Genomic DNA, 13344 nt, shown 5'->3' with positions numbered 1-13344 from the left:
GTCAGTTCCCCTCTTTTGGCACAACCAGAATCAACGGGCGTACCATCGCATTCTGCTGCGGCTTCATCATCTCGGCCAGCCGCTTCTCGTCGTCGACCAGGTCACGATGTTCCAGCAGCGACCCACGCTGAACGATCTCCCCCGCGCGTACCGCCCAGTCCGCGGTGCGGTTGCGCCACATCTGGACTCGCTGCCGTGCACGCTCGCGCATTCCGTCAGCCAGCGGTTCCATCTGCTGGAGCACCGCATCCACCGATGCCGGGATCAAGTGCTGCAGTGCTCTGAGATCTCCGTCAGGAACCGGGCCTGGGTTGATCAGGTTGGTCGTCGAGGCGATACTCAGGGTCTCGACCAGTTCATTGAAGCTCTCGTGCATCGTGGTGAACAACGGCTGCTCAGCGCCCGGATCAGTGAAGTGCACTGTGGCGAGCACACGAGAGATGACCTGCCCCCGAACGTTGCTCAACGTGCCGACGACGGCCACCACAGGCATCTCCACGTCACTGCGCATGACAGGAATCTCATTTCGATCGAACCTTGAGAGCAGCCGATCGCCAGCCCAGTCAAGCACCGGGTGCAATGGGCCAAGATAGTGCCCGGTCGGCCACAGTGAATCGGAGTTTCGGGCACGAGCGTAGAGATCTTCGCCCAGTTTCTTGCTCGTAACCAGCAGCAGGCCGTCGTTTATCTTTCGATCCTTGATATAGCTCTGCGGCAGCACGCTGAGGCGTTGCCGAAGCTCGGGAGGCGGAACCAGCTCGACGACATCTTCTTCTGGCAGCTGCAGCCCGACGCCACCACCTTGACCGCGGTCACCAGGTCGTTCTTCCGGGTGAGCATAGCCGGCCTGCAACGCAGTGTTCAGGTACTCCGATGGGGATCTGAACAGCCCCGTACCGCCATCAGTCTGTGCCTGATTCGTGTTGTTGGACATGGCCGTCTCGGGAGCCTCCAGCTGGCTGAGCAGCAGTGCCTCCCAGGAATCAGTCACGTCGGCCGTCGCTGCCTGCGCTGCGGAGAGATCTCCCTTCTCCGCAGCCTCAAGGGCTTGGCCAGCCGCGCTGAAGCGCAGATCGCGCTCCTTCATCAAGGCGTCGCGGATCGCTTCTTCCTCGCCCTTGACGCTGTGCTTGCCGAGCAACGAGGCGGTGTCTCCCAGAGCTTCATGGGCCTGGTGTTCTTTCTCGACCACAGTGGTCAGCACGCGAAGGTCACCGCTGAAACGATCACAGCGCGGGGTGAGCAACAGGGTCGCGATGCGTGGCGAATGCTTCTGCCCGTACCGATCGATGCGACCGTTGCGCTGTTCAATGCGGATCAGACTCCACGGGATGTCGAAGTGAACGAGGTCGTGGCACTGCGCGTGCAGGTTCACGCCTTCACTCGCGACATCACCCGTGATCAGCACACGCAGATCGGTCTGGCTGCGCTTGAACCGGTCGACGATCGACTGCTGCTCTTCATCGGTCAAGCCGCCATGCATGACCTCGAACGCTTTATCTGGCATGTTCATGAGAGCTGGGAGCTGTTGCTTCAACCATTTCAGCGTCGCTACACGTTCGGCGAAGACCACCACGCGGGTCTTTGACCTCGGCCCAATGCCGATTTCCTTCAGGTACTCGGTGAGCTGGAGCAACTTGCCGGAAGCACCGCTCAAAGCGGCGTCGTTCAAGCGAGCGAGTTCGTCGAGGGCACGGATCTCGGTTTGAGGGCCGGCGAATGGCGCCTCCCGCTCGGCTGGAGCCTCGCATCTGAGCAAGGCTGACGCATCCACTCTGCTGGTACTCGAAGCCGGCCAGGGCGCATCATTGTGCACGACGAGCCGGTTTCGCCGCTGCGTGATGGTTTCAGCCAGCGCCGCAGGCGACGACAGATAGGCTTTCGCAAGGACCCACCCGAACAGCGAACCATTCTGACCGGAGTACGGGGTTCGTCCCGACTCCGGGAAAAGCCAGATATCTTGCAACTCACGGGCGACAGCTTCTTCTTCGGGAGAAGTCGCCACCGTCAGATTGACTGGAGCAGCCCGCGGGGCCCACTCTGTTCCAACTACCTTGGCAACTGACGGTGTATTGCGATGGCGACGAACGACGAGTCGCCGCAAATCAGCCAACTGTCGAGAGTCTTTCGCATCGATGATGCCATCGGCCGGCACCGCAGACGGATCGAGCAGTCGGACGAGCTCCGCGAAAGATTGCGGATCGCCGTTGTGAGGTGTCGCCGAAGCCAGAATCAATGCATCCGTGCGCCGAGACAGCGTACGCGCCAGCCGGTTGTTCTGCGTGGCGGAGTTGGACAGCCCGTGGGCTTCATCGATCACCACTGCATCCCACTGCTGGCGCTGCAGGGCGCTCAGGTACCGGTCGCTCTTCAGAGTGTCTATCGAGACGATCACGCGGTGATAGTAGGCGAACGGGTTCCGGCTTGCCGGCAGCTCCTGACGGACGCGTTGGATGCCGACCGAATCAAGACGCACAAATGGCAGTGCGAAGCGCACCCACATTTCTTGCTGGGTCTGCTCCAGCACATGCTTCGGCGTGACGATAAGGATGCGGTCGCCCCTGCCTCGCCGCACAAGTTCACTCAAGATCATGCCGATCTCAGCGGTTTTGCCAAGCCCCACGGCATCCGCCAGCAGAATGCGAGGTCGCAGATTCTCAGGGCTCAGCGCTCTTTCAACAGCCTCGTACTGGTACTCAAGCGGGTCGAGCAGCATCTCACTGCTCACGGTCAGGGTATCTTGTTCGAGAGGAACCGGTATCTGACGCATCATCGCTTCGAGCCATACGCGTGACTGACGGTACTTCGGAGAATCGTCGGCGCGCAGGCGAGCGTCGCGTGGGTTGAACGGTGTGATCTCGTCGAGAGCGGCGTAGAACGAGGCTGTTGTGTCGCGCACCAGCTCGCTCAGCCCCTGGACATCGACGCGCAGGCCGTCTTCAGTTTGGGCCGTACTCGTGACCAGCCATTGTTCATCACGCACGATGACAGTACTGCCCGGCACGATCATCGAGGTGCGATCGGTCGTCCGTACACTCTCTGCAGAAGGCGTCGATACTTGAGACATCGTTGAAGAGACTGGCAACGTTGACACCATCGGGCGTGATCCTTCCTCACACAGGGGGGCACCTGTGTATTCTAGGCGGTCTTGTTTATGCACCACAGCGCCGAATACCTGCACTGAAGTTCGACTCAGTCACTCACCGCGTGCAGGCGCCGATACCGCTGACGCATCACGACGTCGGCATCCGCGCGTGCCCTGCGCCTGACGAACGCGTGAGCTATCGGTGAGGCTGGATGACCTCCACCGTCTGCCTCCGCATGCTCTCGCAGCAGCACCAGTGACTTGTTGACGATCTGGCGCACACGCTCACGTGTCACGCCCACGCGGGTCGCCACAGCATCCAATGTCTCCTCCTCCCCAGTGAGCAGGCCGAAGCGCGCCCTCAGGATCAGACGATCGCGCTGCGGCAGGAGGGAAAGCAGCTGATTGAGCATTGCGGTGTCTTCCCACGCACAGAGTTGGTCGTCGATGCCCGGCGCCGCGTCGTCAATGACGGAGTCGGCAAGTGTGCCGGGGGCTATGCGCCCGCTTTCGACCACCCACCGGAATGCGTCCAGCGACTGCGGCGGCTCAGCTCTGAGCATGAACAGCTCAAGCTTGTCGACGTCTTCCTCAACCGACTGCGCGACCATGGCCAGCAGCCGCTGACGCCCTCCACGCTGATAGAGGAGCTCCGGGGACTCGAAGATCATGCGCTTCGCCTCGAGGCGTGCCGAGTTCAGTGTCTCGACAACATGCACGGGAAGCCGAATGGTGCGAGCCTGATCAGCAAGCGCACGCGTGATCGTCTGGCGGATCCACCATGTGGCGTAGGTCGAGAACTTGTTCCCTCTCTCCTCGTCGAATTTCTGCACCGCACGGATGAGTCCGATGGTGCCCTCCTGCACCAGATCGAGAACGTCGGCACCCGCTCTGCCCTGCCAGGCATAACGTTTGGCGACACTCACGACCAGACGCAGGTTCGACAGAATGAACCGTTCACGTGCACGTCGCGCCTGCTGCCCCTGACGTTCGAACGCCCTGCGCTGCCGACGCGTCGCATACCGCTCCTGCCGCAGCGCCTCCTGCGCGAGCTCGCCTTGCGTCTGGCAGCGGCCGAGTGCTCGCTCCTGCTCGGCTGTGAGCAGCTCATAGCGGCCGATTCTGAGCAGATGATCGTGCAGCGCATCAGCGCACACATGGATGCCCGGGCGTCGATTTTCAGGCCCTTGGCCGCTGTCGTCGGGCAGGTTGAGCCCCACGAACTCCGGCTCGGGCACCTGCTCTGGCTCACGCGCCGGCACAGCCTGCTCGGCGAGCAGAAATCGCAGCAGCTCTGGATCACGCGATGAATCGAACCAGCCCACCCGACGCGCGTACCGCAGAATGGATGAAAGATGCTCATCCCCTGCCACATTGGGGTCTTCGACAGTGTCGATCGCGTAGAGGTAGACCAGCCGCCCGGCTCGTGGCGGGGTCTTGCGACGGATGATGCGCCCGAGTCGCTGCACCATCTGACGGCGGCTGTGATTTGCCGCGATGATGAGGCCCAGGTCGGCATCGGGCACGTCGACGCCTTCGTCGAGCACCCTCGGCGCCGCCAGCACGTCAATCTCCCGCGAGCGGAACCTGTCGAGCCGCAGATGCCGATCTTCTCTGGTCAGACCGCTGTGGGTGGCGGCCGCCTCGACCCCGGCGCTGCGCAAGCGGTCGGTGGCAGCGTTGGCCGCATCCTGAGTCTGCGCGAAGACCAAGGCGCCATGAGCGGCTCGGATCGCCGGCAGCAGGTCATCAAGCGCGAGAATCTTGGCCGGCGCATCTGCCAGCAGGCGACGACGGGCACCGATCAGGTTCAGCAGCGTCGCCGCCAGCCGACTTCGCGCACTGCCGTCATCAGCAGCAGCCCAGATGGTCACCATCCGGAGGAACACCGGAAACGGCACGGCCAGGTCACCATCGGCGGTAAGCATGCGCTGTGGCAGATTCCACTGCAGCCCGCGCCTGGCCTCACGGAGGCGATGGCTGTAATCGTCGTACGTCGCCCTGCGAGCCGGATCGAGCGGCACACCCACCAGAGCGACGTCGAACGGTGCGATCACCCCGTCGTCGAGGGCTCTGTCGTACCAGAGCCTGAAGACCACGCCGCCGAAGAATGGGTCGAGTACGCTCTGGTCGAGCTCATCGGTGCGTTCATACGTGGCGGTGAGCCCAAGCCTCCAATCGAAGTTCTCACTGAGCGCCGCCGAGAACTGATCGGCTGCGTATCGATGACATTCGTCGGCGACAAGAAGCCCCTGCCGAGACGAGCTGAGCAACTCGATGCCCTCACTCATGAACGCGCGCGCGACGCTGTGCACCGTGCCAACGATCAGATCATGACCGTACAGATCGTCATGGCCTCCGCCTCCCAGGCGACCGATGCGCTGCTGTGGCAGAGCGGCGCGCAATGTGGCCATCCACTGGTCGAGCAGCTCGATCGTGGGAACCATGATCACCACGTTGATGCCTGCGCTCAGCGCAGCCTTCACCGCAAGCACGCCGAGGCGCGTCTTGCCCGCGCCGGTGACGGCCTCGACGACGCCTCGATGCCCATGCTCAACCCAGGCCGCAAATGCCTCGGACTGCCAGCGATAGACCTGATCTCTCATGCCCTCCCCTTGTTCCCCTGCCGCATGCAGAGGTTCACGGGGAGGCTATCAGGAGGCTCTGACACTGCCGACTCGGCACAGTGTTGCTGAATGAGTCAGTGCCGCTGAGTGATTCGCGCCACTGAGTGATTCGTGCCCAAGCATGTGTTCGGCGGCGATATCCTGGCACCATGCCCTACCCGCTCGACTCCTACCTGCACCTGACGCAGGCGGATGCGCGGGCGCAGTTCGAGCGCATCCTCGCGCGCAGGCCCGCATCACCCGGCAGCAGGCAGGAGGCGTTCTTCCCGGTCGAGACGCTGCTGTGCTTCGGAGCGAGCTTCCGCGTCAACGGGCACGGCTACGGCGGCGCGAACATCACCAGGGCACCCGAGCCGGTGCCGCAGCTGGCGCGACTGTTCCGACGCTCGCCCGGAAGCATCATCCGCAAAATGTCGAATCTCGACGGATCAAGCCCGAACGGCGCCAAGAACGACGTGATCGTCGCACTCGAACTGACCCGCGACGTGCCGGCATACCTCGCGATCTACCAGCGACTGCTGCTCGCCTCACGCGCCGCGGGCATCAGCGCCGTGCAGCTGCCCGACTTCCTCGAGCTGGTGCCGCATGATTCCCCCGCCGACATCGGCGCGTTCTTCGAGATCGATCTGATTCCCGACTGGCAAATGGAACAGGCCGTGCAGATCGAGATCGACGCCTGGCAGCAGAAGGCGCCCGACATCCCAACCGCCGAGACCGAGCGCCTCGCCGTCGCCGGGCAGCGCATCGGCCAGCAGCGCTTCGCCAAGGATGTGCTGCGCAACTACCAGCGCACCTGCGCCTTCTGCGGGTTGCGCGCCGACGCCATCCCGAACAGCCGACACCTGCTGATCGCCAGCCACGTGAAGCCATGGCGCGACGCGACCGGCCGCGAGCGCCTCGACGCGCACAACGGCATCGCCGCCTGCCCCACCCACGACGTGGCCTTCGACCAAGGGCTGGTCACCGTCGCTGACGACCTCACCATCGTGCGGGCACCGCACCTGCGCGACGCCGCGGCCGCCGACGAACGCGTGGCACACAACTTCGGCGCTGCAGGGATGCTCGATCGCCTCCTCGTGCCCTCCCCCGCCGCATCGCCCGGCGGCGCGTACCTGCAATGGCACCGGGAGCATGTGTGGGGTGGAGTGCACAAGATCATCCCGTAGTCGCGCTTCGTGGCACTGATCGGCCAGATGCAGATACGTGTAGCGACCAGATGAAGATGTAGGTAGCGGCCAAAGGCAAATGGAAGCAGCGGCCAAGTGAAAATACGACTGGCGGCCAAGCGCAAATACATGAGATCATTGCACCATGTTCTCCACCCCGCGCTCCCCTCTTGGGCGCATCCTCGACCGGCACGCCGAAGCCTTGATCGCGGAGGCGCTGACTGACACCCGTGTCGTCCTGGTCGTCGGGGCTCGCCAATCGGGGAAGAGCACCGTCGTCGCTCAGGTGACACCCTCCGACCGAGAGTGGCGCAGCCTGGACAATGCGGCGATGAGACAGGCTGCCAAGGCTGATCCCGTCACTTTCGTCAGCCATCCCGGACTCTTGGTCATCGACGAGATACAGCGCGAGCCCGATCTGCTGCTGGCCATCAAAGAGACTGTGGACGCCGATCCACGCCCCGGCCGTTTTCTACTCACCGGATCGGCACATGTGCTGTCGCTGCGCAGCGTGCCCGACGCCCTGCCCGGACGCATCGAGACCATCGAGCTCTGGCCGCTGTCGCAGGGCGAGATCGACGGCACCCCTGACGGGTTCGTCGATGCCGTCTTCGACGCCGGCCCCGACTACCGGCACGAGAGCGATCTCACCCGCGACGATTACATCGCCCGCATTGTCAGAGGAGGCTTTCCCGAGGCCGTCGCCCGCAGCGGCAGACGTCGAGAACGATTCTTCGAGAACTATGTGGGCGACCTGGTCAATCGAGATGTCATTCAGGTCAGCGCCATCGAGCACGGGCCTCAGATGCGTCGACTGATTCGTCTGCTCGCCGCACGCAGCGGTGGGCTGGCTGTGCCCGGCACCCTGGCAGGTGACCTCGGCATCTCGCGCCCGACCGTCGAGAGCTACCTCGCGCTTCTGGAACAGGTCTTCCTGGTCAAGCGGGTGCCAGCTTGGACCCGGAACCTCAGTGCCCGTGCCGTGCGCACGCCGAAGCTCTTCTTTGTCGACTCCGGCATCGCCGCCGACCAGCTCAGTCAGGATGAGACATCGTTGCAGCGCCTTGACAGCCCGCTTGGGGCGCTGCTCGAGGGCTTCGTCACCAGCGAGATCGCCCGACAGCTGACCTGGTCTCGCACACGCGCCGAGATCTTCCACTACCGCACCAAAGATCAGGTCGAGGTCGACATCGTGCTCGAAGACCGCCGTGGAAGAGTCATCGCCATCGAGGTCAAGGCAGCCGCCACCGTGCGCGCTGAGGATTTCCGCGGCATCGATCACCTCGCACAGCGCACCGGGGACGACCTCGTCACCGGCATCGTCTTCTACACCGGGCAACGCACGCTCTCGTTCGGGCCGAAAAAGCTGGCCGTGCCGATCAGCGCACTGTGGGAATCCCAGCAGTAAGCAGTCGGGTGAGTGGAGCATCCGCCCCGCCGGGAAGCCAAAGCGCAGCCAACCGTCACCGCGTGCGTACACGCGCGCCCCCCGCCGCCCCATTTCTCGCGAGTGCATGCGCCTGCTGCCGATAGCCCCGGTCGATGTCGAGCATCACCCGCGATCGATCGCGACTCACTGGGCGCACGATGCCCACATGCTGGTCATGCAGGAAGAGCTCGAGCTCAGGCATTGGAATCAGCCTCGAGCTCCGTGCCTGCTGCTACGGTTTCGGCGGTGTCGGCAGTGTCGGCAGCTTGCGTCTCATCCTCGTACTCCAGCGTGAGCCGGATGCCGAGCTCATGCAGGGTGCGGAACAGTCGCGTCGTGTACAGCGTCAGCCTGGCCGCCTCGAGATCGGCCAGATAGTCACGTGAGAACGCCAGGCGTTCAGCGAGCTGTGTCTGGGTGAGGCCCTCATCTTCACCCACCCCATCTGCTCGCCGCGCCCAGCCCCAGTACTCTGTAGTCATGAGCGACCTTCTGCCCCTCGGCGATGCCGTGCTGCCCCTCATCCGTTCGCGCAGTCGCGACCTGTGGCGCTACTCCGTCGCCAACGAGCACGGGGTTCAGATGCTGGACGGTGCAGCGCTGCTCGAACAGGCCATCCGGCATCCGCAATCGCTGAACATATACGGCGTCGTGGAGCCGACACCGGATGAGACCTATAAGGTGGCGCACAAGGCACTGGCCAGCGCCATCCGGGTGATCGCCCGCGCCGACGACTCCGCCGGCATCATCGGTGACGCCTGCCGCCAGCTGATCGATCTGCACGCCCAAGCCGCCGCACAGGCCACAGTGTCACCGACGAAACTCGCCGACTGGATCTTCGACTTCCACTTCGACGACCAGGTCGACTATTTCGAGCTCGACCCGGTCGCCTACGCGCCGGCACTCGGGCCGAAGGGCCTGGATCGACTGCGAGCCCGAGTCGATGCGCTCCGGGGTGAGATTCCACCCCACGATCCGGATGATCGGCTCGCGCACTATGACCACCGCGAGTTTTTGGTCAGATGGTTCGACAAGCGCTTCGCGGTGCTCGATCGCGACTTCGAGGCCATCATCCACACCCATCTGCGCGACGGCCGTGTCGCGGCCTGGTACGAGGATGTCGCCGCGGCCTTCGAGGAGATCGGCGAGATCGACTTGGCCATCGACTGGAGCGAACAGGCGACACTGTTCGAACACGGGCACCAGTCACAGCAAGCCGCAAGGCGATGGCAGCGTCTCCTCGAACAGCACCGGCCCCAAGACCTTCCCGACGCTGTGCGTGTGGTGTTCGGGCGCTGGCCGAGCGCCGGGGCCGGCGCCCGGGTGATCGAGACGTCGGGCGCCGGGCTCATCCCAGATGTACAGGAGACCTTGCTGAGCCGGCCCGCTGAGCTGATCCGGTTCCAGCTCGAGACCATGGCCGACCCCCGCCTCGCCTGGGAGACCGCAACCCGGCTGGAAATCGAGGACGACCGGCTCTGGGCCGATCTCGCTGCGGCGTATCTGGCGATCGACCCCATCGCCGCGATCAGCGTGCAGCTGCGCCTCGTCGAAGGCTCGCTTGTGGAGGCCAACACACGCAGGTATCGACCGGCGGCACGCGAACTTGCCGCCATCAAGAGGTCCGCGGCAGCGGCCGGGGATGAAGCGCTCGCCCTCGTGAACGGCGCCATCGGCGAACTCCGCGAGCGCTACCGCAGGAGGCCGAGTCTCATCGCCGCGCTGGATCGAGCCCGGCTGGGCTGAGCTGAGCTGGGCTGAGCTGGGCTGGGCTGAGCTGAGCTGAGCTGGGCTGAGCTGAGCGCAGGGCGCTGGGCCTGACACAGCAGGATGTAGCGGATCTCGCCGGTATCGCCGTGCGCACGTTCCGAGATCACGTCGACACGCCGCCCAGCACCAGGCGGTTCGCGCGCGCGAGCTGCTCGATGACGATGCGGTACTCGCGAATCCCGTCTACGGTCGGGGGCTGCGCGGCGGCCGCCTCGGCGGTGGGATGCTGCAGGCCGCGGCCCTCGCATCCCCCCGCACAACCATGTCGGTGGGTGGCCGTCGCCTTGCCGCACGGCCGATCCGAGCCAGACTTCAGGGGAGGGAACGCGAAATGCAGGCACTGCACTTCACACGATTCGACATGAGCGAGCAGGGGTCGGCGAGCCCGTTGTTCGCGACGAGGGATGCTCCGCGCACCGGCGTCTACATCCTCGAGTTCGCCGACGACGCCCGATACGTGGGGCAGACCGTCGACATCGTCGCGCGATACGCCGCGCACCGCCGGCACCACGGCGACGTCGTGGCGCTCAGCTTCGCCCCATGCGCTCCGGGCGATCTCGACGAGGCCGAGCGGGCCACCATCCACGAGCAGGAGCGCCACCACCGGTTGCGCAACGTGATGCTCACCGATCTGCCGGGTGGCGCATCCGATCTCACCGTCTCGTTCGACGACGAGATCTCCGCCACGCTGCCGTGGGAGCGCGAGCGCCGCGTCACCGTCGCCGACGAGGCCAACAGCCGCAGGCAGCGCGCCTGGCAGCTGCAGGCCCGGCCAGACTGGCCCGCGCTGCTCGAGGTGCTCGCTCGCTATGTCGATCAGACGATCCCGGCGCCGATCAGCACGGCGGGCCAATTATGGACGCTGACAGCCCTGCCCGGCACCGGTCGCCGGTCCGGTGCGCACCGGTTGTTCACCCTGAACTGCGGCCAGATGGAGACGCTCTACCTTCGCGAGGTCGTTATCGACGGAGAGGCGATCATCGCCGCGAGCGTGAATCTGCTCACCACGCAAGAGGGCTTCGATGCGATCGCCGCAGCGCTCGACGCCGCTGACGCACCGTGGGAAGCATCCGTCGGGGACTACCGCGCCGAGCCGGATGCCGTGGCGATCACCATCGAAGACTGGCACAACATCGTGCAGGCGCTCGAGATCCCCGAGCTGCTCGAGGGCTGCTACGCCCTCAACGTGCGGCTGATGCGGCGCAGTGTGAGCATGTTCCGGCGCTCGCACAACGCCGTGCTCGCCGGGCACGTGTTCGATCGCATCGGGGTGTGCGCTGGGTGAAGCTCACCGCCTCTGCGCATCGGCGCCCGTGTCGAGCGCGCGAATCAGGCGTCGGGCGCTGACGGGGGGCGGCGCTCGTGTTCACATCGCCACCGTCAGTGCAGCGGAGAACGCAGCATCACCGTCGAGATCACGACAGCATGTGGCTGATGCTGTCTGATTCTCCGCGGTCATGCCGGATTCGTGGCGACACGATGACTTTATCTTTCGTGGTGTAGGTGCGGGTGTTCATTTTCTGAGTGGGATCTCAACCAAGCGCGCACGATCTCACCCGTCGCGGCGCCGAATCGGTGAAATCAGGCACACGCGGGTGAAATCATGCGTCACCCCGCCCGACGCCACCTCGTCTCCTGCCCGCTCAAGTCTTACGTGCCTCACACATGCACGGGGCCCGCCGTTCCGTCGGGGTGAAAAAGTGCGGCAGGGGTGAACAGTTCTCACCCCTGCCGCACATTCCGCCGATTCTTCACCCCCACAGCACGGCCCCGACAACGGCACCCAAGCACCCGCTGACGAAGGCCGACTGCGCCAGGCGACAGCCAGCCCCGCGAGAGTTCAACAGCCTGTACCGGATTTCACCATACGTGTCCACGAATCGGTGGATTCTGCTCACCGGAGTGAAATCAGGCCCACCACCAGCTCAACGCACCAATCGCCTGACAGCATTCACACAAGGGAGGAACAGAACAGCTACACTCTCGATGTCCACAGCACAGCGGAGGGGAATGCATGGGCGTCACGAACATCCCCGGGCGACTGATCGCCTGGGCCCGCTCATTGAGCGGCACACGTCTGCTGCTCGTCTCGGCTGCGGTGGCGGCCGCGGTGACCCTGATCGCATCCATGCTGGTGTGGCACGCGCGCACGCAGGCGACCGCGCTGCGCTCGGTCGAGGTCACCCGCGTGATCGACGGCGACACCATCGAGGTGCTCGACGAGGGCGTGACCAAACGCATCCGTCTGCTCAACATCGACACTCCCGAGACCGTCGATCCCAACAAGCCTGTCGAATGCGGCGGCAAAGAGGCCAGCGACTGGCTCGCACAGACGCTGCCCGCCGGGACGAGCGTCGAGCTCGACTACGACGTCACGAAGCAGGATGGCTACGGCAGAGACCTCGCCGCGGCGTACAAGGATGGCGTGCTCATCAACGCCGAGATCGCGCGGCTCGGTCTCGGCGCGAGCATGAGCGTCGATGAGAACGTCGAGCACTTCGAGGAGGTGGACCAGGCGAATAAAGAGGCCATCGCACGCAAGGTCGGCATGTACTCGCCTTCGCTGAGCTGCTCGTTGGAGTCACAGGTGACGAGCCTGACCGCGACCGACACGAGCTTCACCGCAGCCTCGACTGACACCGTCGCCACAATGGATGCACAGGCCGCCGGCATCGACGAGGCGATCGCCCGGGCTGCGGCACTGGTCAAGCTGCTCGACAGCAGCCGTGACGAGTTCCCGCTGTACTTTCATGATTCGACGCGCATCAACTCGATGCGGGAGAGCGTCGAGCGCCACATTGCGGGGCTGCAGTCGCAGCAGGCGCAGGTCGTCACCCGACGGGCACAGCTGCAGGCCGAGGCCGAGGCAGCTCAGGCTGCCGCGGATGCAGCCGCAGCTGCCGAGGCGGAGCGCCAGGCCGAACAGGCGCGTCAGGCGCAGCAGTCGCAACGCGGCTCCAGCGGGTCCAACGGGTCCAACGGGTCAAGCGGATCAAACGGATCAAACGGATCAAACGGATCAAACGGATCAAACGGATCAAACGGCGAATCATCGTCCCAGTCGCAGTCCGATGGAGACCGGCCGAGCACAGCGGCGCCCTGCCGCAGGTATGCACCGGGCGGCAAGTCGTTCATCTACATCGACTGCACCACGAAGCAGCCGATCTGACCGAGTGGCTGCAGCTCGGGGCGCCCGTGACAGTTCTGCTGGGCGCCCGGCGGTAGCCCGCAACCGCCGTTGGCCGAGAAGGTCGCCCGCACTGGTCA

General features: G+C 64.7%; 9 protein-coding genes and 1 pseudogene. 5 read left to right on the top strand and 5 right to left on the bottom strand.

Annotation, left to right across the window (positions count from 1 at the left end; genetic code table 11):
• Nucleotide 1: 1 nt before the first annotated feature.
• The 3 genes and pseudogenes from F8O02_RS08325 to F8O02_RS09395 form a co-directional block, all read right to left on the bottom strand.
• Nucleotides 2-3097 (bottom strand): helicase-related protein, encoded by a 3096-nt coding sequence (locus F8O02_RS08325; protein ID WP_225734238.1) that lies wholly within the window; start codon nucleotides 3095-3097, stop codon nucleotides 2-4.
• 95 nt (nucleotides 3098-3192) lie between these two features.
• Nucleotides 3193-4011, bottom strand: a complete 819-nt coding sequence (locus tag F8O02_RS09400; RefSeq protein WP_455430524.1) for a sigma-70 family RNA polymerase sigma factor — start codon at nucleotides 4009-4011, stop codon at nucleotides 3193-3195.
• Nucleotides 4012-4515: 504 nt separating this feature from the next.
• Nucleotides 4516-5691: pseudogene (locus F8O02_RS09395) on the bottom strand (DEAD/DEAH box helicase); the annotation flags it as partial.
• A gap of 170 nt (nucleotides 5692-5861) precedes the next feature.
• Between F8O02_RS09395 and F8O02_RS08315 the strand changes: the two are divergent.
• Complete coding sequence (locus F8O02_RS08315; RefSeq protein ID WP_158036779.1) at nucleotides 5862-6878, top strand: HNH endonuclease; 1017 nt, start codon at nucleotides 5862-5864, stop codon at nucleotides 6876-6878.
• Nucleotides 6879-7023: 145 nt separating this feature from the next.
• The gene (locus F8O02_RS08310; RefSeq protein WP_158036778.1) at nucleotides 7024-8286 is read left to right on the top strand and encodes an ATP-binding protein; all 1263 of its coding nucleotides are present in this window, start codon (nucleotides 7024-7026) and stop codon (nucleotides 8284-8286) included.
• Between the two features lie 215 nt (nucleotides 8287-8501).
• Here the strand turns inward: F8O02_RS08310 and F8O02_RS08305 are convergent, their stop codons facing one another.
• Nucleotides 8502-8789, bottom strand: a complete 288-nt coding sequence (locus tag F8O02_RS08305; protein ID WP_158036777.1) for a helix-turn-helix domain-containing protein — start codon at nucleotides 8787-8789, stop codon at nucleotides 8502-8504.
• On the opposite strand from F8O02_RS08305, the gene F8O02_RS09270 reads away from it, so the two are divergent.
• On the top strand, nucleotides 8788-10053 hold the full coding sequence (locus F8O02_RS09270) for a DUF6880 family protein (RefSeq protein WP_218859550.1): 1266 nt from the start codon (nucleotides 8788-8790) through the stop codon (nucleotides 10051-10053). The two genes, F8O02_RS08305 and F8O02_RS09270, sit on opposite strands and share 2 nt — an antisense overlap.
• A gap of 127 nt (nucleotides 10054-10180) precedes the next feature.
• Here the strand turns inward: F8O02_RS09270 and F8O02_RS08295 are convergent, their stop codons facing one another.
• The gene (locus F8O02_RS08295; RefSeq protein WP_158036776.1) at nucleotides 10181-10423 is read right to left on the bottom strand and encodes a hypothetical protein; all 243 of its coding nucleotides are present in this window, start codon (nucleotides 10421-10423) and stop codon (nucleotides 10181-10183) included.
• Between F8O02_RS08295 and F8O02_RS08290 the strand changes: the two genes are divergently transcribed.
• The gene (locus F8O02_RS08290; RefSeq protein ID WP_158036775.1) at nucleotides 10409-11362 is read left to right on the top strand and encodes a GIY-YIG nuclease family protein; all 954 of its coding nucleotides are present in this window, start codon (nucleotides 10409-10411) and stop codon (nucleotides 11360-11362) included. The genes F8O02_RS08295 and F8O02_RS08290 overlap by 15 nt on opposite strands.
• 729 nt (nucleotides 11363-12091) lie before the next feature.
• Nucleotides 12092-13246 carry a thermonuclease family protein gene (locus F8O02_RS08285; RefSeq protein WP_158036774.1) on the top strand — a complete coding sequence of 385 codons (1155 nt, stop codon included), beginning with the start codon at nucleotides 12092-12094 and terminating at the stop codon, nucleotides 13244-13246.
• Nucleotides 13247-13344: the final 98 nt, after the last annotated feature.

This window comes from Pseudoclavibacter caeni (genome assembly GCF_008831125.1).
Classification (GTDB): Bacteria; Actinomycetota; Actinomycetes; order Actinomycetales; family Microbacteriaceae; genus Pseudoclavibacter_A; species Pseudoclavibacter_A caeni.
This window is presented reverse-complemented; position numbering and strand designations above follow the sequence as displayed.

What these genes read in the sequence shown, in the direction of transcription:
- F8O02_RS08325 (WP_225734238.1), bottom strand. Translation starts at nt 3,097, where the DNA reads ATGGTGTCAACGTTGCCAGTCTCTTCAACGATGTCTCAAGTATCGACG.
- F8O02_RS08315 (WP_158036779.1), top strand. Translation starts at nt 5,862, where the DNA reads ATGCCCTACCCGCTCGACTCCTACCTGCACCTGACGCAGGCGGATGCG.
- F8O02_RS08310 (WP_158036778.1), top strand. Translation starts at nt 7,024, where the DNA reads ATGTTCTCCACCCCGCGCTCCCCTCTTGGGCGCATCCTCGACCGGCAC.
- F8O02_RS09270 (WP_218859550.1), top strand. Translation starts at nt 8,788, where the DNA reads ATGAGCGACCTTCTGCCCCTCGGCGATGCCGTGCTGCCCCTCATCCGT.
- F8O02_RS08305 (WP_158036777.1), bottom strand. Translation starts at nt 8,789, where the DNA reads ATGACTACAGAGTACTGGGGCTGGGCGCGGCGAGCAGATGGGGTGGGT.
- F8O02_RS08290 (WP_158036775.1), top strand. Translation starts at nt 10,409, where the DNA reads ATGCAGGCACTGCACTTCACACGATTCGACATGAGCGAGCAGGGGTCG.
- F8O02_RS08285 (WP_158036774.1), top strand. Translation starts at nt 12,092, where the DNA reads ATGGGCGTCACGAACATCCCCGGGCGACTGATCGCCTGGGCCCGCTCA.